This window comes from Kribbella sp. NPDC048928, from assembly GCF_043197975.1.
In the GTDB taxonomy this organism is placed as follows: domain Bacteria; phylum Actinomycetota; class Actinomycetes; order Propionibacteriales; family Kribbellaceae; genus Kribbella.
On the sequence record NZ_JBICUC010000005.1, the window covers coordinates 281,101 to 303,544 of the forward strand.

Genomic DNA, 22,444 nt, shown 5'->3' on the forward strand with positions numbered 1-22,444 from the left:
TCCGCGGTGCCCGTTTGAGTACGCTTGCGGAGTGGTGACACCGCCGGACAAGTATGACCTCGAACTCCCCGACGGCTATCCGGCGGAGTACGAGGCGGATGTCGTGCTGCGCGACGGTGCGACCGCGCACCTGCGCCCGATCACGCCGGACGACGCCGAGCTGCTGGTGGCGTTCTACGCCCGGGTGTCCGAGACCTCGAAGTACTACCGCTTCTTCGCGCCGTACCCGCAGCTGTCCGAGCGGGACGTGGCGCGGTTCACTCAGGTCGACTACCACGACCGGCTGGCACTGATCGTCACCGTCGGTGACGAGATGATCGGTGTCGGGCGGTACGAGCGCACCGGCCGGCGGACCGCGGAGGTCGCGTTCCTGATCGAGGACGCGCACCAGGGCCGCGGGCTCGGCCAGCTGTTCCTCGAGCACCTCGCCCAGGCCGCCCGCGAGAACGGCATCCACCGGTTCGTCGCCGAGGTCCTGCCGGACAACCGGAAGATGATCACGGTCTTCACCGAGGCCGGGTACAAGGTCGCCCGGGAGTTCGAGGACGGCGTGATCATGGTCGAGTTCGACATCGCGCCGACCGACACCTCGTTCGGGGTGATGCAGGCCCGCGAGCAGCGCTCCGAGGCCCTTTCGATCGCCCGGCTGCTGACACCCGGAAGTGTCGCGGTGATCGGTGCGAGCCGGCGCGAGGGCACGATCGGCAACGCCCTGCTGCGGAACCTCCGCGACGGCGGGTTCCCGGGCCGGTTGTACGCGGTCAACACCGACACCAAAGCGGACGAGATCGAGGGCGTCCCGGCGTACCCGACGATCCGGGACGTCGAGGGCACCGTCGACCTCGCGGTGGTCGCGGTGAAGGCGGAGATGGTCGCGGACGTCGTCCTGGACTGCGCGGCGAAGGGTGTCCGCGGGCTGGTCGTGGTGTCGAGCGGGTTCGCCGAGATCGGGAACGAGGGCCGGCAGCGGCAGCGGTACCTGGTCGGCCTCGCTCGCTCGTACGGCATGCGGGTGATCGGCCCGAACGCGCTCGGCCTGATCAACACCGCGGCCGGAGTGTCGCTGAACGCCACGCTGTCGCCGCTGATGCCGAGCAAGGGCCGGGTCGCGTTCTTCTGCCAGTCCGGCGCGCTCGGCGTACCGATCCTGGCCGACATGGCCGGTCGTGGTCTCGGGCTGTCGAGCTTCGTCTCGGCCGGCAACCGCGCGGATGTCTCCGGCAACGACCTGATGCAGTACTGGTACTCCGACGAGGCGACCGAGGTCGTCCTGCTGTACCTGGAGTCGCTCGGCAACCCGCGCAAGTTCAGCCGGGTGTCGCGGCGGCTGGCCGGGCGGAAGCCGGTGATCGCGCTGAAGTCCGGGCGCGCGACCCAGGGCGTGCCGGTCGGCCAGCTGGTCCGGCGCAGTCAGTTGCCGCCCGCAACGATCGAGTCGATGTTCCGGCAGAGCGGTCTGATCGGTGTGGACACGACCGGCGAGCTGTTCGACGTCGCCCAGCTGCTCGCGCACCAGCCGTTGCCGAAGGGCCGCCGCGTCGCTGTCGTGTCGAACTCCGACGCCCTGACGCTGCTGGCACTCGACACGATGGCAAGCTGCGGGCTCGAGGTCGCGGGCGACCCGCGGAACCTCAGTCCGGACGCGACCCCGTCGGACTTCGGACTGGCGTTGTCCGAGGTGTTCTCGGACGAGAAGGTGCATTCGGTCGTGGTGATCTACACGCCGCCGGTGCAGTCGAACGGGGGAGGGATCGCACAGGTACTGGCCGCCGCGGCCGCCGACTCGGACAAGCCGGTGGTGTCGACGTTCCTCGCGTCCCGCAGCGTGCCCCAGGAACTGCGCGTCCCGGACGAGGACGGCGGGGCGGCCCGCGGCTCGATCCCGTCGTTCCTGAATCCCCAGTACGCGGTCGGCGCGCTCGCGAAGGCCACCCAGTACGCCGAGTGGCGGCGCCGGTCCGACAGCCGGATCCCGGACCTGCCGGACATCGACACCGCCGGGGGAGAGGACTTCGTCGCGGAGTTCCTCCAGCGGCATCCGTCCGGCGCGGAGCTGGACGACGCGGACCGGCAGCGGCTGCTGAGCTTCTACGGGATCTCGGTGCTGCCGGCGTTCCCGGTGCTGAGCGCGGACGAGGCGGTGGCGCGGGCCGCCGACCTCGGGTTCGAGGTGATCTTGAAGGCGACCGCGGAGCAGTGGCGGATGCGGCCGGACCTGGCCGACATCTGGCGGCACATCCACGACGAGGACGACATGCGCGCGGCCTGGGCGGAGATGACCCACACGTTCGGCGTCGCCGCGGATCCGGCGCGGGCGCAGTTCGTCGTCCAGAAGATGGCGCCGCCCGGCGTACCGGTGGTGATCTCGACGATCGAGGACGTGTCGTTCGGGCCGGTGGTGACGTTCGGCCTGTCGGGGGTGGCGACGGACCTGCTCGGCGACCGGTCGTACCGGATGCCGCCGCTGACCACGCGCGACGCCGCCGAGATGGTCCGCGAGGTCAAGGCGGCGCCGCTGCTGTACGGCTACCGCGGCTCGGACCCGGTCGACATCTCCGCGATCGAGGACCTGCTGCACCGGGTCTCCCGCCTCACCCTCGACCTCGAGGAGGTGGTCCGGCTGGACCTCCGCTCGGTCCTGGTCGCGGCGGAAGGCGCCACCGTCCTCGACACCCGGGTCCGCATCGCCCCGAACGAGAAGCCCCGGCAGGACACTCCGGCCCGCCGGCTGACCTGATCAGCTCTGCCGCGTGTAGATGCTGTTCTCGCGGTGCAGGAGCCGGGCATCGACGAGGCCGCGGCGGAGAGCTGCGTGGTCCGCGTGGCGGCGGTTGAGGATCTCGTTCACCTCGGACTCGGGGTAGGCCCGTCCCACCTCGAAGCTCTGGACGAAGTACTCCAGGACGATCTGGTACTTGTCCGGGACCGTCGGGAAATGGGTCAGCCGCCCGTCGCGGATGAAGGCCTTGAGGACGTTGTCGCGCGCCGGGTCCGGATCGAGCGGCACCCACTCCGGACGGTTCTCCCGTACGGCGTCCTTGAACACACCGCCGTCCGCAGTGAACCCGTCGCGGCCGGCGGCGATCAGCCCGCCCTTGGTCAGCCGCTGCAGCGCCTTCACGACGACCGGCGCGGCGAGCCCGGTGCTTCCGGCAACCTGCTCGGGAGTGGAGGCGCCGAGGACGATCGCGGAGTACGTCCGCAACCTCGACGGTTCGGCCAGCAGACCACAGAGCTGATCGGCATTCATACCTTTCACGCTAAGCCGCACCGCAACCGAATTAGGATCGGCGGTATGCAGCCTGGCCCGCACAACGCGATCACCGATGTCCCCGGCGTTCTGGTAGGTCAGGTGGAGCGCCTCGACGCTCCGTACCTGACCGGTACGACGGTCGTCCATGTCCCGCAGACCGCCGTCGCCGGCGTCGACGTACGGGGCGGCGCGCCCGGTACGCGGGAGACCGATCTGCTCTCGCCGGTGAACTCGAACGGCGGCGTGAACGCGATCGTGCTCAGCGGCGGCAGTGCGTTCGGGCTCGACACCGCCGGGGCTGTGATGCGCTGGCTGGAGGAGCGCGGCGAGGGCGTCCGGGTCGGCCAGGGCGAGTACGACGTGGTGCCGATCGTGCCGACGGCGGTGATCTTCGACCTTGCCCGCGGCGGCGACTTCAAGGCCCGGCCCGAGCCGTCGTGGGGTGCGGACGCGATCGCGGCCGCCTCTGACGGACCGGTTGCCTTGGGCAACCACGGTGCCGGGGCGGGGGCCCGCGCGCGGTCGCTCAAGGGCGGTGCGGGCTCGGCGAGTGTCCGGCTCGACGACGGTACGACGGTCGGCGCGCTGGTGATCGTGAACGCGGCCGGCTCGACGGTCGATGCCGACGGCAACCTGTACGGCGCGCGGCTCGGTCTCGGCGCCGAGTTCACGCACCTGCGGACGCCGACCGAGCCACCGCCGGCCGCCGCCCCCGGGCGGAACCTGATTCCCGGCCCCTCGATGAACACGGTGATCGCGATCGTCGCCACCGACGTACCGCTGGACAAGGCCGCGACCCAGCGGATGGCGATGGTGGCGCACGACGGCCTGGCACGGGCGATCGATCCGATCCATACGCTCGTCGACGGCGACAGCATCTTCGCGCTCTCGACCAGGACGACGGACGAGCCGCGGCTGAGCGTCACCGACCCGACGGCGCTCGGGCAGCTCGAGACCGTGTACGCCGCCGGCGCGCGGACGCTGACCCGCGCGATCGTGCACGCGATGCTGAACGCGGAGTCGGTCGAGACCCCGACGGGCACGATCCCGAGCTATCGGGACGCCTATCCGTCGGCCTTCCGGGACGAGTGACGTACGACCTGAGTCGTACACGAGACCGCCGAAAGGCACCCGAAGGCGATCACAAGACCGGTCCGTGGTCCGACGCTCGCGGGACGTGATCGCGGAAGGCTCTGCGGTATGAACTTCCAGAGTCCCCAGTCACAGGTGGTGCTGAGCGGGCACGGCCTCGTCAAGTACTACGGCAGCGTGGTCGGTCTGGCAGGTGTCGACGTCGCCGTCCGGTCCGGCGAGGCCCTCGCTGTCATGGGCCCGAGCGGCAACGGCAAGACCACACTGCTGCACGTACTCGCCGGCATCCTTACGCCGGACCAGGGCGAGGTGTGGCTGGGCGGTGAGCGCGTCGACCAGCTGAACGACGCCGGTCGGACCGTACTTCGCAGGCGCCGGCTCGGCTTCGTCTTCCAGGACAACCAACTGCTCGCGGAGCTGCCCGCGGACGAGAACGTCGCACTGCCGCTGATGGTGGACGGCCTGAGCCGTCATGACGCGATCGGACGGGCCCGCAACACACTGGCTCAGGTCGGTCTGGCGGCAGAGGTGGGTCGCCGCCCCGGCGAACTGTCCGGCGGCCAGGCGCAACGAGTCGCCATCGCCCGCGCGCTCGTCGGCGAACCACAGGTGGTGTTCGCCGACGAACCGACCGGAGCGCTGGATGCTGCGACCGGCTCCCAGGTCATCGACCTGCTCGTCGGCGCCGCCACCTATCGAGGCGCCGCAGTGGTCGTCGTCACCCACGACAACGCGGTCGCGGCTCGCTGCAATCGCACGCTGCAGATCGTCGACGGACGCGTGAGCGACAGTGCGCAGTTCCCGGTGGCGGTGCAGTCAGGGCCGTCAGGGCCGTCAGGGCCGTTAGGGCCGTTCGGGCCGGGGGTGCGGCAGTGAACCCGATGACGGACCTCGGTCTGCGGTTCGTACGGCGACCGGGGCCGGGCGGGCGTGCCGCGAACCTGGCGGCGTTCGGCGCGACGGCTGTGGTCGCGTTGCTGGTGACGTTCCTGATCGCGGGGTCGCTCGGGCTGAGTCACCGGTCCGAGCGGATCGGGTGGCGGAGCGCAGACAAGGCGGACCCGGCGACCGCGATCGGCATGCTGAACCTGGACGACGACCAACGTGTCGACGGCCATCGCCTCAGCGTCCTCGACCTGGCCGTCCTGAAGCCGAGCGAACCCGCTCCACCCGGCCTCGACCACGCCCCGAGGCCGGGGGAGGTGTACGTGTCGCCCGAGGTCGCCAAGCACTGGTCGAGCCTCAGCAGCCAGTACGGCGACAAGCCGACCGGTGTGATCAGCGACAAGGGCCTGTCCTCGCCCGAGGAGTTCATCATCATCCGTGGCGTCGACACGATCCCGGCCGACGACTATCCGCAGTACGTGAGCAGCTGGCACGACAAGGTCTGGGACAGCCGCATGCTCGGGCTGCTGATCTCCGTGGCGTTCGGCATCACCCTTGTGTTGTTCCCGATCCTCAGCCTCGTCGGACAAGCCGCGGGCGTCGCAGCCAAGCGTCGCGAACACAGGCTGGCCGCACTGCGTCTTGCAGGAGCCACCCGCACCCAGGTGCTCTGGCTGAGTGCAGTAGAGCAAGCCGTGCTCGGCCTGGCCGGCGCGGTGGTCGGGCTGATCGGTTACACCGTCCTGAGTCCACTGATCGCCCAGATCCCACTCGGCGGTGGACGTTGGTACGTCGGTGACATCACCGTTCAGTGGTGGACAGTTCTGGTCGTACTGGTTGCCGTACCGGTCTTGTCCGTCATCAGCGCGCTCATCGGTCTCGGACGCGTCAGCATCACCCCGCTGGGCGTCGTACGCGGTCAGACCCGCAAGGGCGTCAGCATGATCCGGATCGGGCTCCTCGTGATCGGCCCGGTGATCCTCGGGTTCTACGGGTTGCGCGGAGCCGTCGTGCCGGTGCTGATCGGGGTCGGTTTCGCCGCACTCGCCGTACGGATCATCGGACCGTGGCTGGTCCAGGTGATCGGCAAGCTGATGGCGAAGGGAGCGAACGGACCGGTGTCGCTGCTCGCCGGGCGACGGCTGGTGGACGACCCCAAGGGCGCGTTCCGTCCGGTGGCCGCACTGGTGCTGTCCGGGTTCGTCACCGGGTTCATCTCGGTTTTCATGCCCTCCGGGGAGGACGACCCGACCTTCCACGACATGCGGATTGGTGTCGCGCTACTGCTCTCATTGGTGTTCCTGACCGTCGCCGCGTCGACAGCTGCCGGCGCAGTGGGTACAGCGCTCGACCAGGCGGCTCCTGCGCGTGCACTGCGGCGTTCCGGCGTACCGCTGCAGGTGATCGAGCGGGCCGCTCGGCTGGCTGCCGTCGTACCGGTGATCGGTGTGGGGCTGCCCGTGGTCGGTTTCGGAGCGCTATGTGGACTGGCGTTGAGCGCCGGGAAGGTCTTCACCGAGGGCAGCTCCGGCGTGCTTCTCCTGCTGGGACAGGTGGTCGTTGGCCTCGTGCTGGTCGCGGTGGCGGGCGCAGCCGGTGCACCGGTGCTGCGGAAGGCAAGTGCAAACTGATCCCGGTTGTCCACAGGCACGGTCGAAGGGTGGAATGCTCCGGTTCGCGGTCGTGCGAGGATGAGGGCATGCGTGACCTGAATACACCGGAGCTCGCGGACGCGTCAGCAGACCTCCGCGAGGCGATCGATCGGTGCGGCTACTACCCCGACGTGGTGACGGACTCGCTCGAGGTGGCGATCGCCGACGAGCCGATCCGGGCGTACGTGCTGCAGCACGAGCCGACGTTCGACCGGGACGAGGTCCGGCGGCACATCACGATCCTGGCGCTGACCCCGAGCCGGCTGATCGTCGGGCACACCGACGAGCACGCCGCCGACGAGCTGATCCGCGCGCCGTACGCGTCGACCTCGACCGAGGCGATCCCGCTGCAGCGCATCAACGCCGTCGTGGTGAACCGCGTCGTCCCGAACCCGGCCGGCTACGCGTCGGGCAAGGCCGACCCGGCGGTGGCCGGCAGCGGTGAGGTCGTGCTGACGATCGGCTGGGGCATGGTGAACCGGATCGACCTTGAGCCCGCCGTCTGCGCCGACCCGAACTGCGAGGCCGACCACGGCTACACCGGCTCGGTCGCGGCCGACGACATCTCGTTGCGGATCAGCGCCGCCGCCGACGGCCCGGCCGGGATCCAGCAGGTGCTCGAGTTCGCGAAGGCGCTCTCGTTCGCGACCAGCAGGTAGTGCCGTGATCGTGCCGGTCTCCCCGCAGTACGGTGGTGGCGCACTCGCCGACGTACTGCCGTCCGTCGCCGGCGCGCTGTCGGTGCGGGGCGAGACCAACCTGCTCGACCTGCCGCCCGCACCGCGGTATGCCGTCCTGCTCTTCGACGGCCTCGGCTGGAATCTCCTCCAGCGGTACGCCGAAGCCGCGCCGTACCTGTCGTCGCTGATCCCGAACAGTCGCAGCCTGACGGCCGGCGTGCCGTCGACGACCGCGGTGAGCTTGACCAGTCTCGGTACCGGCCTGCCGCCGGGCGCGCACGGCATCGTCGGGTACACGTCGATCGTGCCGGAGACCGGCGCGCTGCTGAACGCGTTGCAGTGGGACGCGCCGGTGGATCCGCGGCGCTGGCAGCCGCACGGGACCGTGTTCGACCGCCTGACGGCGGCCGGTGTTGCGGCGCGGAACGTGAGCAAGGGGCGGTTCGAGACGTCCGGCCTGACAGCTGCGGCGTTCCGGGGGAGTGCCCATCGGGGCGCGGACACCATCGAGGACCGGCTCGACGCGACCCGCTTCGCCAGCCGCGAAGGACAGTCGTCACTGGTCTACGTGTACGACTCGCAGCTCGACTACATCGGCCACCAGCAGGGCTGCGACTCGTGGCAGTGGCAGAAGGAGCTGACCGCGGCCGACGAGTTCGCCCAGAAGGTGCGCTCAGCGCTGCCGCGGGACGCCGTACTGCTCGTCGTCGCCGACCACGGCATGATCGACGTCGCCCCCGAACACCGTGTCGATCTGGACGCCGAGCCGGCCCTGACCGACGGTGTCAGCCTGATCGGCGGCGAGTCGCGTTTCCGTCACCTGTACTGCGTTCCCGGCGCCGACACCGACGTACTGGCCACGTACCGGGAGCGACTCGGTGACAGGGCGCTGGTGCTCTCGCGTGCCGACGCCATCGCCCGCGGCTGGTTCGGCCCGACCGTCGAGGACCGGGTCTCGCCGCGGCTCGGCGACGTGATCGTCGCGTCCCTCGGCCCGGTCGCCTTGGTGGCGAGCCGGCGGCACCCGCAGGAAGCGGGTCTGATCGGCCTGCACGGCTCGCTGACGCCGGACGAGATGGAGATCCCGCTCCTCATCGACGCGGGCTAGAAGCTCCACACGCTCCAGAAGAAGGTGGTTGTGGCGGTCTTGGCCTCGCCGTCGCGGGCGGTGACGGTCACCTTGTAGCGGCCGGCGCCGCGGGTCAGGACACCGGTGATCCAGCCGCGGGTCTTGTCGATGACCAGGCCGGGCGGCAGACCGACGGCGCTGTAGCTGATGTCGCCGGTGCCACCGGCGCCCTTGAGCAGCAGCGGGATCGCCGGAATGCCCCCGACGCCGATCTGCTCCTGCGGCTGGGTAACCGAGATCGCGCCCTGCGGCTGGGCGGCCGCGGCCCCGACGGCCTCGGCCGCATCCACGAGCCCCTCGCCGTAGAAGGAGTTGTTGCCTGCCGAACCGGAGCATTCGCCGGCGGCCGCCGGCGGGCAGGCGAGGTCGTTGGCTTGTTGCGCCAGCCGTGCGCGGACCTGGGCCGCCGACAGGTTCGGGTTCACACTGCGGAGCAGGGCCGCGACACCGGCCACGTGCGGCGACGCCATCGACGTACCCTCGAGGATCTTGTAGCCGCCGCCCGGCACCGTCGAGTAGACGGCCTGGCCCGGCGCGGCCAGGTTGATCTTGTTCTCGCCGAAGTTCGAGAAGGGGGACTTCTGGCTGGTCGGGTCGACCGACGCGACCACGACGACGTTCGGCAGCTCGGTCGGGAGGCTGAGGCAGTCGTTCGTGATCGGACGGTCGGTGGCGGTCGAGTCGTCCGGGCTGGACGTGTCGTCGGTCTTGTTCGCCAGGTCGTAGTCCTCGTTGCCGGCCGCGGCGACGTTCACGACACCCTTGGTGTCCGAGTACGCCACGGCGCGCCGAACGGCCTCGCCGATGGCGTCCTGGTCCTTGTCGGTCGGGCAGTTGAACAGCCACGGGTCGACGTAGTAGCTGTTGTTGGTCACCGAGACGCCCTTGTCCGCGGCGAACATGAACGCGCAGACCGTGTTCTCCGGGAAGAACAGCTCGGTGCCGGGCTCGGCGACCCGGATCGACGACACCTTCACACCCGGAGCGACCCCGACCATCCCGACGCCGTTCTTCGCAGCCGCGATCGTGCCCGCGACGTGGGTGCCGTGCTCACCGACCGGACGCCAGGCGCCGGGCCGGGCGTCGACCTTGCCGTATGCGCACGACGCGGACTTGGTCGCGTCGAAGTTCGCCTTCAGGTCCGGGTGCTGGTCGTCCACCCCGGTGTCCAGGACCCCGACCGTGACGTTCTTCGAGCCCGGGTTCTTCGCCCAGGCCTGGTCCGCGCCGATCTGGCTCATGTCCGCCCGGTCGCTCTCCGGCTGCGTGACCGCGGCCTCCGGCACCTGCGCCGGGATCGCCGGGCTGCCGACGTCCGCCGGCAGGTCCGTGGTGCGCGTGGCTCCGGCCTTCTGGACGCCGTCGACGCCGCGCACCTTGGTGGCGAAGTCGGCCGCCGTCGCGTGCACGACGATCACCCCGATCGCGTCGTAGGTCGCGTACACCGTGCCGCCGTTCTGGGTGATCCCGGCGGTGACCTTTCCGGTCTGGTGCGGCTCGGTGATCACGAAGTACGCGCGCAGTCCCGCCTCCGACCGTTCCGGCGCGGCGGCGGCCGGGAGGGTGGCGTTGACGGCCAGCAGGCAGGCCGCGAGGGCGAGGAACAGGGGTTTGCGCACGATCCATTCAAACTGAACGGGGGCTCAGAACCCAAGCCACCCCTCCGACGGACCCCGGAGTGCGTACTGGGCCGTTGACTTGGCAGGATGTCCGCTCGTGGCTGAGCTCCTGTACTTCACCGGCACCATGGACTGCGGCAAGTCGACCCTCGCGCTGCAGATGGATCACAACCACAAGGCACGCGGGCGCCGCGGCCGGATCTTCACCAGGTACGACCGGGCCGGGGAGTCGGTACTGTCGTCGCGGCTCGGGCTGTCCGCGGAGGCGGTCGAGGTGCCCGAGGAGTTCGACTTCTGGGACTACGTGGTCGGCGAGCTGACGCACGGCGGGCGGATCGACTACGTGGTCTGCGACGAGGCCCAGTTCTACAGCCCGCTGCAGATCGAGCAGCTCGCGCGGCTGGTCGACGAGCTGCAGATCGACGTGTTCTGCTTCGGGATCCTGACCGATTTCCGCGCGACGTTGTTCCCGGGGTCGGCGCGGCTGGTGGAGCTCGCAGACCGGATGGAACTGCTCCAGGTCGAGGCGCTGTGCTGGTGCGGTGAGCGGGCCACCCACAACGCCCGTACGATCGGTGGAGAGATGGTGACCGAGGGCGAGCAGTTGGTGGTGGGCGACATCGAGACGCGGGACCACGAGGTCGCGTACGAGGTGCTCTGCCGCCGGCACCACCGTCGCCGACTCACCCAGGCCCGCGCTCGCGCCACCCTGTCACCTGAGGTCCTGCCGTTCGGAGGAACTGCTTCATGAGCCCGTTGATCACTGTCGAGGAGCTGCGAGCGCTCGGTACCGCGCCGGTGCTGGCTGACGTCACGTGGAACCTGGCCGGTCCGCCCGGCAAGGACGCGTACGACGCCGGCCACCTGCCCGGTGCGTACTTCGTCGACCTCGACACCGAGCTCGCCGGCCCGCCCGGCGCCGGCCGTCACCCGTTGCCTGACGCAACGACTGTGACGAGTACGTTCGAGCGTCTCGGCATCAGCTCGGCCGACACGCCGGTGGTTGTCTACGACACCGCGAACTCGATGTCCGCGGCCCGCGCCTGGTGGATCTTCCGGTACTTCGGCCTCACCGACGTCCGCGTCCTCGACGGTGGGCTCACCGCATGGCAGGCCGCCGGGGGAGAGGTCACCACGGACGCTCCCGCCGAAGCCTCGGGCACATACGTCGCCACTCCAGGACATCTCCCGATGCTCGACGCCGACGGTGCCGCGGCGGTCGCGGTGAAGGGCGTCCTGCTGGACGCGCGCGCTCCCGAGCGGTTCGCCGGTGAGGTCGAGCCGATGGACCCGGTGGCGGGACACATCCCCGGCGCCGTGAACGCCCCCACCGCCGCGAACGTCGACGAGACCGGCCACTTCCTGCCGTCCGCCGACCTCCGGTCCAGGTTCTCCGCCCTGGGCATCACCACCGGCACCGAAACCGCCGTCTACTGCGGCTCCGGCGTCACCGCCGCCCACGAAGCCCTGGCCCTGGAATCCGCCGGCCTCCCCGCCACGGTCTACGTAGGCAGCTGGTCCGAATGGATCACCGACCCCACCCGCCCCGTAGCCACCGGCACCGACTGACCCACCCCGCTACCGGGTTGTTTCACCGATGGCCCGCTACAACCCGCCAGCCGTCACACAACCCGGTATCAGGGCACCAACACGAGCCGAGTGCCGGCGGGCAGTTGCATCGTCCATGCCTTCTCCACCTCGGCGAGCGGCACGGGGTAGGGGTTGGCAGCGACGGCGCCTGAGGTGATGAGGGCGGCCAGCTCCGGAAGCTCGGCGAGGATGTCGCGGGCCGGAACCGACCCCTGCCCGCTGCCGATGATGGTGAGGGCGGCGGCGCGCAGCAGGTAGGACGGCGGGGTGAGCTCGCGGGCGGCCATCGAGCCGATCTGGATCCAGGTCAGCGGCCGCGCCCGATCAGTCCGCGCATGAAGGATCGCCGACATGGCCTGCTCGGTCGGCGGACCCCACAGATAGTCGAGTACGACGTCCACGTCCGCCGCCTGATCCGCCACCGCGCTTAGCTCGACCGCCGCATCCGCGCCGAGGTCCGGCAGGAGAGCCAGCCGTTCGGCATCACGCCCCGCACCGACCACCCGCGAAGCCTGCAGGTGTTTTGCGACCTGGACTGCGAGCCGGCCCGCACTACCCGTTGCCCCGAGCACCAGTACGGAGCCATCAGGCGCGAACCGGGCACGTCGGCGAAGCGCGATCCACGACGACATCGCCGGGTTCATCGCGGCCGCGACCGCCACCGGATCGGTCCCCTCCGGCAGTACGACAGACCGCCGGCGATCCACCACCGCGAACTCCGCCATCGTCCCGGTCCCGTTGTCCGGAGCAACGAAATAGAGCAGCTCGCCGTCGTCGGTACGCCCGACCGCGTCGATCCCGGGCACCATCGGGAGCGCGCCCTCCGACGTGTAGTGCGTTCCGTCCGCGGCCGAGCGGACCCGTGGATGCAGGCCCGTGGCAACGACCTGTACCAGGACCTCACCAGCGCCGGACACCACCGGCGCCGGATATTCGTCGTACGTCGGTGGCTCGTCGAACGACCGCACCACAGCTGCCTGCATCGGGCACCCCTCGCAAAGTAGTTTGTCGCACGTACTATATCGACGATAGTTTGTGCCACGTACCAGGTCAACTAGACTCCGGAGCATGAACACCGTGGACGCCGTCGTGCAGCTGTCCTTCCAGGTGCAGCGGATCCTCGCCGCCGTGGGGGCCGAGCACGACCTGTCGGTGATCCAGCTCCGGCTGCTCGGGATCCTCCGCGACCGGACGCCGGGCATGCTCGAGGTCGGTCAGCACCTCGGCCTGGACAAGTCCTCGATGACCGGACTGGTCTCGCGCGCCGAGAAGCGCGGCCTGGTCGAGCGCTCGCCGTCGCCGCATGACGGTCGCGGAGTCCTGGTGTCGCTCACGCCCGCCGGTCGTCGCCTTGCCGAGCAGGGCGAGGCGGAGGTCACCCGCCGGATCACCGCCCTGATGAAGCAGCTGAACGTGACCCAGCGCAAGCAGTTCACCCAACTGGCCGCGGTGCTCGTGGCGGGTTAGACCACCCTTGACTTTCCCGCCGGGCGTGCGGGATGGTGTTGCAGAAATCGATTTCCCATCAGTCCGCCCCTTTGATGCCGGGAGTCACCACAGATGATGAAGCGATCCACGTTCCTCAAGGCCGCGGTCGGTGCCGGAGTGCTCGCCGCCGTACCTGGCCGAGCGCTCGGGAGCACCCAGGCCGTGCAGACCAGCAAGGTGGCCGACCTGACCGGGCCGGGGTTGACCGACCGGTTCCGGATGGCCGCCACCGACCTCGGGATTCCGGCGCGAACGCCTGACGGCCGGCTGCTGTTCATGTTCGGGGACACCTTCGAGGAGGCGCGCGTCGGCGGCGGTTGGTGGCGCTCACCGGTCGCGCTGTGGTCCACCACGTCCGACCTGAGCGGCGGCGTGAAGTGGTCCGGCGCGGTCGGGGGAGACGCGGCGCAGCAGTTGTGGGACTACCCGCACGACAACCCGACGTTCTCCACCGTGCTGCCGTCGGACGTGATCACGATCGGCGGGTCCATGTACCTGCACGCGATGGTGAACAAGGGCCTCGGGAATGTTGTCTGGACGGAGATCTGGCGGTCGGACGACTCGGGTGCGAGCTGGTACCACACCGGCGCGAAGTTCGACCCGAACATCGACGGCGGGATGTTCCAGCTGCTCACCTGGGGTCTCGGCAACGACGGCTACGTGTACGTCTACTCGACCGGCTTCCAGCGCAACAAGCCGATCATCCTGAAGCGCGTCCACGCGGACCAGATCGCGAACCCAGCCGCGTACGAACCCTGGGGTTATCGCGACGGAGTTTGGGCCTGGGGCAATCCCGCGACGCCGATCCTGAGCGGGAGCTTCGGCGAGATGAGCCTGCGGCCGCTCGGCGGGAAGTGGGTGCTGACCTGGTTCAATGCAGGCGACTACCGCATCGACGGCATCATCATGGACACGCCGACGTCGAACCTCTACACGGCGTACCGCCAGACGCTGATCTACGGCGGCGCCTGGGGTTCCGAGGACGACAACCACGTCGCCCAGTTGTACGGCGGGTACGTGATCCCCGGCTCCACGCTGTCGGACTTGCACCTGTCAGTGAGCCAGTGGAACACCGACGCCGGCTGGCCGTACCGCGTGATGCAGTTCCGCGTCCGCGGCTTCGGCTAGAGGTCCAGCACCATCGTGTCCGACGTACCGACAACGCCGGTTTTCCGGAAGCCCAATGATTCATAGAGTTTCCGGGCCGGGTTGTCCGGGTCGACGCTGAGCGACAACCGCCCGTACGACGCCGCGCGCGCCTGCTCGATCACCTCGGCCAGCACGCCCCGCGCGACTCCACGCCGCCGGAACCCGGCCGCGACTCCGAGGGTGAGTTCGGGGACGTCGTCCGCGACGTACCCGTAGCCGGCGCGATCGGCGGTGAGCAGGCGCGCCCAGACGGCACCGGCGGGGGAGCCGTCGACCTCCGCGACCACCCCGAAGTCGGTCGCCCGCTGCCAGCCGTCGAGATAGCGCCAGGCGTGGTCGTCCGCGCGCGCCTTCGCCTCGTCGTACCACGGTGTGCCGTCCCAGTTGCATGCCTCGAGCAGCATCTCGATCAGGAACGGGAGGTCGGCGGCGGCCGCCGGTCGTAGATGCATACCTGCATCCTCACGTCCGGCGACCGCCGCCTCCACCGGTTTATCGGGAATCGCCGGGTACGGCGTTGCGAAAGCGTTACCGCAACCGATCGAGATGAAGTCTTGAGTTAGTAACACGCTTGGTTTAACTTACTCGGGACCTGGCCGGTGTGTGGCTCAGAGCACATCGGCGGCATCCGGAAACCTGAGGAGTTCCGATGACGAGAGTGAGCATTTGGGGCCGGTACGGGGCTGCCCTCGGTGTGGCCGGTCTGGTGCTTGCCGCCGGCTGTGCGAAGAGCACGCCGGAGGCGTCCGGCGGCGCCGGCGGCGGCGTCGACCAGAGCGCGCCGGTCACGATCACGATCGGGGACCGTCCGACCCCCGACAAGCCGAACGACCTGAAGGCGTTCAACCAGAAGATCGCCGACTTCACCGCGAAGAACCCGAACATCACGGTGAAGTCGACCGAGACCGCCTGGCAGGCGCAGACCTTCCAGGCCCAGGTGGCCGGCGGGACGCTGCCGACGGTGATGAACATCAGCTTCACCGAGCCGGCGAACATGATCCCGAACAAGCAGCTCCCGGACATCACCGACGAGCTGAAGCTGGTCGACCTGACCAAGGACCTGAACCCGAACGTCCTGAAGATCGTCCAGGACGCCAACGGCCGGATCTACGGCGTACCGATCGACGTGTTCTCGGTCGGCCTGGCCTACAACCGGAAGCTGTTCACCCAGGCCGGTCTGGACCCGGACAAGCCGCCGACCAGCTGGGACGAGGTCCGCCAGTACGCGAAGCAGATCGCCGACAAGACCGGCAAGGCGGGCTACGCGCAGCTGACCACGAACAACACCGGCGGCTGGATGCTGACCACGATGACCTACAGCATGGGCGGCACGGTCGAGAGCCAGGACGGCAAGAAGTCCACGTTCAACGACGCGCCGACCAAGAAGGCGCTGCAGCTGCTCAAGGACATGCGCTGGACCGACAACTCGATGGGCAGCCGGTTCCTGTACAACCAGGAGGAGGTCCGGCAGGACTTCGCGGCCGGCAAGATCGGCATGGTCCTGCAGGCGCCGGACGCCTACGACATGAGCGTCAAGCAGTTCGGGATGAAGCCCGCCGACTTCGGTGAGGCCGCGCTGCCGCAGGACGGCGGCCCGCACGGCACGCTGACCGGCGGCTCGCTGAAGATGATCAGCCCGAAGGCGACCAAGAACGAGATCGTCGCGGCGCTGAAGTGGATCAAGTTCGACCAGTTCGACAAGTACACGACCGAGTCGGTCGCGGTCCAGGACGCGAAGACCACGATCGCCGACAAGGGGTTCGTCGGCCGTCCCGGCATCAGCCCGCTGAGCCAGGCGACCTACGACCAGTTCAACAAGTGGCGGGAGCCGTACGTGAACGTCCCGGTCAAGCAGTTCCAGAGCTACATCGACTCGACCACGGCGCTCAAGCTGTTGCCCGAGCCGTCGAACAAGGGCCAGGAGGTCTACTCGCTGCTCGACCCGGTGGTCCAGCAGGTGCTGACCAAGAAGGACGCGGACATCGACAAGCTCCTGAGTGACACGGCCTCGAAGATCGACGCCCGCCTCGCCCGGTAGCCCGCCATGTTCCAGCAAAAGACGAGGCCCGGCCGGAGCAGTGGTAGGTCATTGGCCACCTGGTATCGCTCCGGCGGGCTGAGCGCGGTCCTGTTCGGCCTGCCCCTGGTGCTGATCTTCCTGTACTTCTCCTGGGGCCCGATCGTCCGCGGACTGGTGCTCAGCTTCCAGAAGAACAACCTGGTCGCGCCGCCCGAGTGGGTCGGGTGGTCGAACTTCAGCTACGTACTGACCGACCCACAACTCCCGCAGGCGGCGCTGAACACGCTGTACTTCGCGCTCCTGGCGCTGATCTTCGGCTTCCCGGTGCCGTTGTTCCTGGCCGTGTTCATCAGCGAGCTGCGCAAGACCGGCTGGCTGTACAACGTGCTGTCGTACCTGCCGGCCGTCGTACCGCCGGTGGCGGCGATCCTGCTGTGGACGTTCTTCTACGACCCGAGCGGTGCGGGCGTGTTCAACTCGATCCTCGGCTGGTTCGGGATCGGGCCCTTCGCCTGGCTGAACTCGCAGAGTCTGGCGATGCCCGCGATCGTCCTGGAGGCGACCTGGGCCGGTGCCGGTGCCACCTCGATCATCTACCTCGCAGCGCTGACCGGCGTCCGTACGGAGTTGTACGAGGCGGCCGAGCTGGACGGGTCGGGGATCTGGAGCCGGGTCTGGCACGTCACGCTGCCGCAGATCCGCGGCATCATCCTGATCATGATGCTGCTGCAGCTGATCGGGACGTTCCAGGTGTTCACGGAGCCGTTCCTGTTCACCGGCGGCGGTCCGAACAACGCCACCACCACGGTGCTGCTGCTGATCTACCGGTACGCGTTCATCAACGGCGACTTCGGGGCCGCGACGGCGCTCAGCGTGCTGCTCGCCGGGGTGCTGTGCGCGCTGTCGGTCGTCTACCACTTCGTCACTCGCCGCTGGAGTACGACATGAGTCTTTCCGAACGCGGAATCATCTCGACCGCCGACCGGCAGCGCGGTCTGATCCGGTACGGCCTGCCGGCGATCCAGGTGCTGATCTTCATCGCCGTCGCGGTCGCCGGCGTCGGGCCGCTGCTCTGGCTGCTCAAGTCCGGTGTCTCCACCAGCCAGGACATCCTCAGCGGCCCGATGCAGCTGTGGCCGTCGGGCATCCAGCTGAAGAACATCCCCGACGCCTGGAACCGGGTGCAGATCGGCGCGTACCTGGGCAACACGGCGTTCATCGCGATCGGTTCGATGATCTCGACGCTGTTCGTGTGTACGACGGGCGCGTTCGTGCTCAGCATCCTGCGCCCGAAGTGGGGCCCGGTCGTCACCGGTGCCGTCCTGGCGACGCTGTTCCTGCCCGGTGTCATCTCGCTCGTCCCGCTGTACATGACGGTGCTGGACATGCCGCTGCTGCACATCAGCCTGCAGAACACGTTCTGGGCGATCTGGCTGCCGTCGGCGGCCGGTGCGTTCAACGTGCTCGTGATGAAGCGGTACTTCGACTCGATCCCGCGGGAGCTGATCGAGGCCGCCCGGATCGACGGCGCGGGCAACCTGCGGCTGTTCACGGCGCTGATCCTGCCGCTGTCCAAGCCGATCGTCGGCGTCGTCGCGCTGCTCACGGTGATCGGCTCCTGGAAGGACTACCTCTGGCCGCTGCTCGTGCTGCCCGATCCGACCCTGCAGCCGATCTCGGTCGCCCTGCCGCGAGTGCAGAAGACCACCGAGATCTCGCTGCAGATGTCGGCCCTCTTCCTCGCGGTTCTGATCCCTGTGGTGTTGTTCTTGCTGTTCCAGAAACAATTCCTGCGAGGCGTCGGCATGGCCGGAGGCATCAAAGAGTGAGGGCAGCGTGAATGAACTGAATGGCCGGCGGGTGCTGGTGACGGGGGCCGCGGGGCGGATCGGGCTGGTCACGGTCGAGCATCTGAACGCCCTGGGCGCGAAGGTGACCGCTCTGTCGAACGTGGAGCACCCGGACCTGAAGGCGGACCGGGTGCTGATCGGCGACACCCGGTCCGAGTCCGACGTGGCCCGCGCCCTGGAGGGTGCGGAGTACGTCGTCCACCTCGCGGCCCTGGCTCACCCGTCGGCCGGTACGCCGTACGACGTGTACGCGATCAACGTGGTGTCGACGTTCAACGTCCTGGCGCAGGCCGGTGCGCTGGGTATCGACCGGGCGGTGATCGCGAGCAGCATCAACGCCACCGGCGTACCGTTCAACCCGCACGAGATCCGGCCGGCGTACTTCCCGTGGGACGAGAAGGCGCCGAGCGACGTCGGCGACTGGTACTCGCTGTCGAAGCAGAACGACGAGAACACCGCGCGGATGGCCTGGCGGCGCTGGGGGATCGACGTGGCGTCGTTCCGGTTCCCGCATGTGAACTCTGCCGACGTGCTGGAGCGGATGTCGCAGAATGTCCGGGTGAACCCGGACAGCGGCATGCGCGAGGCCTGGAGCTACCTCGACACCCGGGACGCCGCCTACGTGGTGGAGCTCGGACTGACCGCCTCGATGTCCGGGGCACAGACGTTCTTCGTTGCCGCGGGCACCACCACCGCGCCGTACGCGACCGAGGACCTGCTGGACGCGTACATGCCCGAGGTGCCGCGGCTGCGCCGGTTCGTCGGCCGCGAGGTGCCGCTCGACCTGACCGCGGTCCGCACCGTGCTGGGGTTCCAGGCCCGGCACGAACTCGACCTGCCCACTCTCCCTTTGGAGCACTGAATGCCCTCGAACTTCGACCAGCCGTGGCCGGTCCGCGACGACGTCCGGATCCGCGACGTGAAGGCCATCGTCACGGCGCCACAAGGCATCCCGCTGGTGGTCGTGAAGATCGAAACCACCGAGCCGGGCCTGTACGGGCTCGGCTGCGCCACGTTCACGCAACGCTGGAAGGCGGTCCAGACGTTCGTCGACGAGCACCTGGCGCGACTGCTCGTCGGCCGCTACCCAGGCGACATCGGCGACCTGACGCGGCTCTCGTCGTACTCGGGCTACTGGCGCGGCGGCCCGGTCACCAACAACGCTATCTCCGGCATCGACCAGGCGCTCTGGGACATCGCCGGCAAGCGCGCCGGGATGCCGGTGTACGAGTTGCTCGGCGGCAAGGTGCGCGCGGCCGCGGACACCTACATCCACGCCAGCGGGCGGACGATCGAGGACACGATCGAGCACGCCCACAAGCTGGTCGCGCAGGGCTGGCGGCACATCCGGCTGCAGGTGTCCACGCCGGGCGGCGGCGGGTACGGCGCTCCGCGCGTGCCGACGCTCTACCCGGACGCGCCGTACCACAACGGCTGGTCCGTGCGGGACTACCTGCGCACGACGCCCGAGCTCTTCGCGGAGGCCCGGCAGGCGCTGCCGGACAACATCGAACTGCTGCACGACGTGCACTCGCGGCTGACGCCGAAAGAGGCGATCGTGCTGGCCCGTGCCCTGGAGCCGTACAACCTGTTCTTCCTGGAGGACGTGCTCGCGCCGGAGAACTGGGACCGGCTGCCCGAGGTACGGGCCGCGTCGCCGGTGCCGATCGCGGTCGGTGAGCTGACCACGTCGATGAACGACGCCGTCCGGCTGATCCGCGACCACGGCGTGGACTTCATCCGCTCGCACGTCTCGGACATCGGCGGCCTGACCCCGGCCCGGAAGCTGGCCGATCTCGCCGAGCTCTGTGGCGTCCGGACGGCCTGGCACGGTCCGGGCGACACGTCGCCGATCGGGGCCGCCGCGAACGTCGCGCTCGACGTCACGTCGGTTGCCTTCGGCATCCAAGAGGGGCACATCTACAACGACGCCACGTACGAGGTGTTCCCCGGCACGCTGCGGATCGAGGACGGCTGGCTCCGGCCGAACGAGGCTCCCGGCTGGGGCATCGACGTCGACCTGGAGGCGGCGGCCCGTTATCCGGCGGAGTTGTCCGGTCACGACGAGTGGGCGGCCGGCGTACGGCGGCTGGACGGGGCTCTCGAGGCCCCGTGATCCAGGCGGTCCGGCAGTACGATCACGGTCAGTGAGGGACGGACGAGGGAGGTGGAGATGAGCGATTCGGGCGCCGGCGTGACCGGGGTCGACGGGATGCGTCGAGCGGGCGCGAACCAGTACGACCTGGGCTCGTTCAACGAGGCCGTGATCATCGAGACGATCCGGCTGGCCGGCATCATCAGCCGGACCGAGATCTCCCGCCGGACCGGCCTCACCCAGCAGTCGGTGTCGCGGATCCTGCGCATCCTGCTCCAGCAGGGCCTGCTGGTGGAGGAGGCGCAGGAGCGCGCCGAGCGGCTCGGCAAGCCGCGGACCCCGGTACGGCTGCGGTCGAACGCGGCGCACGCGGTCGGGATCCACATCGACCCGGAGTTGCTGACGGTCGCGGTCGTCGACCTGGACGGGAAGATCGTCCGGCGCGAAACCGTCGACCTGGCCGAGGATCTGGAGGCCGGCAAGCTCGTGGACCTGACGGCGGCGACGGTGACCGCCGCGCTGAGCATCAGCCAGGTGGACCTGGACTCGATGCTCGGCGTCGGGGTCGCCGTCCCCGGTCCGATCGACGCCGACGGGTCCTTCCTGGCGCTTCCGCTGCAGCCTGCCTGGCGCGGGCTGAAGATCCGGCAGCTGTTGCAGGAGCGACTGAACCACCCGGTGCTGGTGGAGAAGGACGGTACGGCGGCCGCGATCGGCGAGCGCTGGATCGGCCGCTCGGCGCGGGCCCGGGACTTCGCGTACCTCTATCTCGGGACCGGCGTCGGCAGCGGCCTGTTCCTGAACGGCGCCATCTATCGCGGCGGTACGTCGAACGCCGGCGAGTTCGGGCAGGTGGCGGCGCTGCGGGTGGGGGAGTGGGACCCGGAGAACGGGCCCCGGCTGGTGCCGGAGTGCAATCCGACGGCCTCGCTCCCGGTGATCGCGGCGGACTTCGGATACGTCGAGACCGATGCGAACGCGACCGACGAGGCCAGCCGGTACAAGGCGGTCTGCCACGCCGCCGCCGCGGGGGACGAGGCCGCGGTGCAGGCGGTCCGGCAGGTGGCGCGGGTGATCGGGCAGGGCGCGGTCGGGCTCGTCGATCTGCTGGACATCGACCTGCTGGTGCTCGGCGGACCGGCGTTCGGCAAGGAGATCTCGGAGATCTTCCTGGCCGAGATCGGCCGGGCGGTGAACGGGCATCCGCTGGCCCGGGAGACGCGCGAGGTCGTCGTCGAGGAGTCGATGCTGCAGAAGGACGCGGCCGCGGTCGGGGCGGCGTCGACGATCTTCCACGACGCGTTCACCCCTCGGGTTTCGGGCTCGAGTCAGGCCCGTAGGCTGCCCAAGTGATCGCATCCCGCCCGCTGACCGCGGACGTCGAGCTCCGTATCGCGACCCTCGACGACGCCCCTGCCCTGGCCGCTGCGCAGACGCTGAGCCGTGAACATCTGCGGCCGTGGGAGCCGGTCCGCAACGAGCAGTGGTTCACGGCCGCAGGCCAGACCGAGCGGATGACGTACCAGCTCGAGCGCTACAAGAACGGTCTGGTGGTGCCGTGGGTGCTCGCCCAGGACGACCGGATCGTCGGCGCGATCACGTTGAGCGATCTCGTCCCCGGACCGTTCCGCAGCGCCGCGCTCGGCTACTGGTTGTCGGTCGACGTGCTCGGCCGCGGCCTCGCCACCCGTGCGGTCGAGGCGGTCGCGGAGATCGCGGACACCGAGCTGAAGCTGCACCGCATCGAGGCCAGTACGCTCACTGGCAATGCGGCCTCGCAGCGCGTCCTCGAGCGCACCGGTTTCCACCAGATCGGGATGGCGCCGACGTACCTGCACATCGACGGCTACTGGCAGGACTGCAACCTCTACCAGCGCATCCTCAACTCCCGCGAGCCCGGCGCCTGACCCGTTGCGTCCGAAGAAGTGCGGGCAACAGCCCA

General features: G+C 69.3%; 21 protein-coding genes. 17 read left to right on the forward strand and 4 right to left on the reverse strand.

Features of this window, described 5'->3' with window-relative positions:
* The first annotated feature begins 31 nt into the window (after positions 1 to 31).
* On the forward strand, positions 32 to 2,737 hold the full coding sequence (locus ACGFI6_RS23405) for a GNAT family N-acetyltransferase (RefSeq protein ID WP_393121845.1): 2,706 nt from the start codon (positions 32 to 34) through the stop codon (positions 2,735 to 2,737).
* Here the strand turns inward: ACGFI6_RS23405 and ACGFI6_RS23410 are convergent, their stop codons facing one another.
* Positions 2,738 to 3,250: a DUF2087 domain-containing protein gene (locus tag ACGFI6_RS23410; RefSeq protein WP_393121847.1), complete on the reverse strand. Its 513-nt coding sequence runs from the start codon at positions 3,248 to 3,250 to the stop codon at positions 2,738 to 2,740.
* A gap of 45 nt (positions 3,251 to 3,295) precedes the next feature.
* On the opposite strand from ACGFI6_RS23410, the gene ACGFI6_RS23415 reads away from it, so the two are divergent.
* The 5 genes from ACGFI6_RS23415 to ACGFI6_RS23435 all read left to right on the forward strand — a co-directional run bounded on the left by ACGFI6_RS23415 (position 3,296) and on the right by ACGFI6_RS23435 (position 8,670).
* On the forward strand, positions 3,296 to 4,345 hold the full coding sequence (locus ACGFI6_RS23415) for a P1 family peptidase (RefSeq protein WP_393121849.1): 1,050 nt from the start codon (positions 3,296 to 3,298) through the stop codon (positions 4,343 to 4,345).
* 108 nt (positions 4,346 to 4,453) lie between these two features.
* Entirely contained in the window at positions 4,454 to 5,221 is a 768-nt protein-coding gene (locus ACGFI6_RS23420) for an ABC transporter ATP-binding protein (protein WP_393121850.1), read from the forward strand.
* 5 nt (positions 5,222 to 5,226) lie between these two features.
* Positions 5,227 to 6,861, forward strand: coding sequence for an FtsX-like permease family protein (locus ACGFI6_RS23425; RefSeq protein WP_393122526.1), 1,635 nt, complete (start codon positions 5,227 to 5,229; stop codon positions 6,859 to 6,861).
* A gap of 68 nt (positions 6,862 to 6,929) precedes the next feature.
* Positions 6,930 to 7,541, forward strand: a complete 612-nt coding sequence (locus ACGFI6_RS23430; RefSeq protein WP_393121852.1) for a DUF5998 family protein — start codon at positions 6,930 to 6,932, stop codon at positions 7,539 to 7,541.
* Between the two features lie 4 nt (positions 7,542 to 7,545).
* Positions 7,546 to 8,670, forward strand: a complete 1,125-nt coding sequence (locus ACGFI6_RS23435) for an alkaline phosphatase family protein (protein WP_393121854.1) — start codon at positions 7,546 to 7,548, stop codon at positions 8,668 to 8,670.
* Here the strand turns inward: ACGFI6_RS23435 and ACGFI6_RS23440 are convergent.
* A complete protein-coding gene (locus ACGFI6_RS23440) occupies positions 8,667 to 10,310 on the reverse strand; it encodes a S8 family serine peptidase (RefSeq protein WP_393121856.1) in 1,644 nt (547 codons plus the stop codon). The two genes, ACGFI6_RS23435 and ACGFI6_RS23440, sit on opposite strands and share 4 nt — an antisense overlap.
* Positions 10,311 to 10,407: 97 nt before the next feature.
* On the opposite strand from ACGFI6_RS23440, the gene ACGFI6_RS23445 reads away from it, so the two are divergent.
* A complete protein-coding gene (locus tag ACGFI6_RS23445; RefSeq protein WP_393121858.1) occupies positions 10,408 to 11,061 on the forward strand; it encodes a thymidine kinase in 654 nt (217 codons plus the stop codon).
* Entirely contained in the window at positions 11,058 to 11,879 is an 822-nt protein-coding gene (locus ACGFI6_RS23450; RefSeq protein WP_393121860.1) for a sulfurtransferase, read from the forward strand. The genes ACGFI6_RS23445 and ACGFI6_RS23450 overlap by 4 nt, the downstream gene beginning before the upstream one ends.
* Before the next feature lie 68 nt (positions 11,880 to 11,947).
* On the opposite strand, the gene ACGFI6_RS23455 is transcribed toward ACGFI6_RS23450, so the two are convergent.
* The gene (locus ACGFI6_RS23455) at positions 11,948 to 12,883 is read right to left on the reverse strand and encodes a zinc-binding alcohol dehydrogenase family protein (protein WP_393121862.1); all 936 of its coding nucleotides are present in this window, start codon (positions 12,881 to 12,883) and stop codon (positions 11,948 to 11,950) included.
* An 85-nt stretch (positions 12,884 to 12,968) separates the two neighbouring features.
* On the opposite strand from ACGFI6_RS23455, the gene ACGFI6_RS23460 reads away from it, so the two are divergent.
* Positions 12,969 to 13,367, forward strand: a complete 399-nt coding sequence (locus tag ACGFI6_RS23460) for a MarR family winged helix-turn-helix transcriptional regulator (RefSeq protein WP_393121864.1) — start codon at positions 12,969 to 12,971, stop codon at positions 13,365 to 13,367.
* Between the two features lie 93 nt (positions 13,368 to 13,460).
* On the forward strand, positions 13,461 to 14,516 hold the full coding sequence (locus ACGFI6_RS23465) for a DUF4185 domain-containing protein (RefSeq protein WP_393121865.1): 1,056 nt from the start codon (positions 13,461 to 13,463) through the stop codon (positions 14,514 to 14,516).
* Here the strand turns inward: ACGFI6_RS23465 and ACGFI6_RS23470 are convergent.
* A complete protein-coding gene (locus ACGFI6_RS23470; RefSeq protein ID WP_393121867.1) occupies positions 14,513 to 14,989 on the reverse strand; it encodes a GNAT family N-acetyltransferase in 477 nt (158 codons plus the stop codon). The genes ACGFI6_RS23465 and ACGFI6_RS23470 overlap by 4 nt on opposite strands.
* Before the next feature lie 197 nt (positions 14,990 to 15,186).
* Here ACGFI6_RS23470 and ACGFI6_RS23475 point away from each other — a divergent pair, with 197 nt between their 5' ends.
* Genes ACGFI6_RS23475 through ACGFI6_RS23505 form a run of 7 tightly spaced genes read left to right on the forward strand, consistent with a single transcriptional unit; the run spans position 15,187 to position 22,409 of the window.
* On the forward strand, positions 15,187 to 16,575 hold the full coding sequence (locus ACGFI6_RS23475) for an ABC transporter substrate-binding protein (protein ID WP_393121869.1): 1,389 nt from the start codon (positions 15,187 to 15,189) through the stop codon (positions 16,573 to 16,575).
* A 51-nt stretch (positions 16,576 to 16,626) separates the two neighbouring features.
* Positions 16,627 to 17,505, forward strand: a complete 879-nt coding sequence (locus ACGFI6_RS23480) for a carbohydrate ABC transporter permease (protein WP_393121871.1) — start codon at positions 16,627 to 16,629, stop codon at positions 17,503 to 17,505.
* A complete protein-coding gene (locus tag ACGFI6_RS23485; protein ID WP_393121873.1) occupies positions 17,502 to 18,386 on the forward strand; it encodes a carbohydrate ABC transporter permease in 885 nt (294 codons plus the stop codon). Before ACGFI6_RS23480 ends, ACGFI6_RS23485 begins: the two co-directional genes overlap by 4 nt.
* 7 nt (positions 18,387 to 18,393) lie before the next feature.
* Positions 18,394 to 19,269 (forward strand): NAD-dependent epimerase/dehydratase family protein, encoded by an 876-nt coding sequence (locus tag ACGFI6_RS23490; RefSeq protein ID WP_393121875.1) that lies wholly within the window; start codon positions 18,394 to 18,396, stop codon positions 19,267 to 19,269.
* Positions 19,270 to 20,523, forward strand: coding sequence for an enolase C-terminal domain-like protein (locus tag ACGFI6_RS23495; RefSeq protein ID WP_393121876.1), 1,254 nt, complete (start codon positions 19,270 to 19,272; stop codon positions 20,521 to 20,523).
* Positions 20,524 to 20,580: 57 nt separating this feature from the next.
* Complete coding sequence (locus ACGFI6_RS23500; RefSeq protein ID WP_393121878.1) at positions 20,581 to 21,855, forward strand: ROK family transcriptional regulator; 1,275 nt, start codon at positions 20,581 to 20,583, stop codon at positions 21,853 to 21,855.
* Positions 21,852 to 22,409, forward strand: coding sequence for a GNAT family N-acetyltransferase (locus ACGFI6_RS23505; protein ID WP_393121880.1), 558 nt, complete (start codon positions 21,852 to 21,854; stop codon positions 22,407 to 22,409). The genes ACGFI6_RS23500 and ACGFI6_RS23505 overlap by 4 nt, the downstream gene beginning before the upstream one ends.
* The last annotated feature ends 35 nt before the right edge of the window (positions 22,410 to 22,444 follow it).

Excerpts from the sequence above, each read along its gene's own strand:
- ACGFI6_RS23430 (WP_393121852.1), top strand. The coding sequence starts at position 6,930 with ATGCGTGACCTGAATACACCGGAGCTCGCGGACGCGTCAGCAGACCTC.
- ACGFI6_RS23425 (WP_393122526.1), top strand. The coding sequence starts at position 5,227 with ATGACGGACCTCGGTCTGCGGTTCGTACGGCGACCGGGGCCGGGCGGG.
- ACGFI6_RS23485 (WP_393121873.1), top strand. The coding sequence starts at position 17,502 with ATGAGTCTTTCCGAACGCGGAATCATCTCGACCGCCGACCGGCAGCGC.
- ACGFI6_RS23470 (WP_393121867.1), bottom strand. The coding sequence starts at position 14,989 with ATGCATCTACGACCGGCGGCCGCCGCCGACCTCCCGTTCCTGATCGAG.
- ACGFI6_RS23450 (WP_393121860.1), top strand. The coding sequence starts at position 11,058 with ATGAGCCCGTTGATCACTGTCGAGGAGCTGCGAGCGCTCGGTACCGCG.
- ACGFI6_RS23455 (WP_393121862.1), bottom strand. The coding sequence starts at position 12,883 with ATGCAGGCAGCTGTGGTGCGGTCGTTCGACGAGCCACCGACGTACGAC.
- ACGFI6_RS23495 (WP_393121876.1), top strand. The coding sequence starts at position 19,270 with ATGCCCTCGAACTTCGACCAGCCGTGGCCGGTCCGCGACGACGTCCGG.
- ACGFI6_RS23410 (WP_393121847.1), bottom strand. The coding sequence starts at position 3,250 with ATGAATGCCGATCAGCTCTGTGGTCTGCTGGCCGAACCGTCGAGGTTG.
- ACGFI6_RS23500 (WP_393121878.1), top strand. The coding sequence starts at position 20,581 with ATGAGCGATTCGGGCGCCGGCGTGACCGGGGTCGACGGGATGCGTCGA.
- ACGFI6_RS23420 (WP_393121850.1), top strand. The coding sequence starts at position 4,454 with ATGAACTTCCAGAGTCCCCAGTCACAGGTGGTGCTGAGCGGGCACGGC.
- ACGFI6_RS23415 (WP_393121849.1), top strand. The coding sequence starts at position 3,296 with ATGCAGCCTGGCCCGCACAACGCGATCACCGATGTCCCCGGCGTTCTG.
- ACGFI6_RS23465 (WP_393121865.1), top strand. The coding sequence starts at position 13,461 with ATGATGAAGCGATCCACGTTCCTCAAGGCCGCGGTCGGTGCCGGAGTG.
- ACGFI6_RS23475 (WP_393121869.1), top strand. The coding sequence starts at position 15,187 with ATGACGAGAGTGAGCATTTGGGGCCGGTACGGGGCTGCCCTCGGTGTG.
- ACGFI6_RS23460 (WP_393121864.1), top strand. The coding sequence starts at position 12,969 with ATGAACACCGTGGACGCCGTCGTGCAGCTGTCCTTCCAGGTGCAGCGG.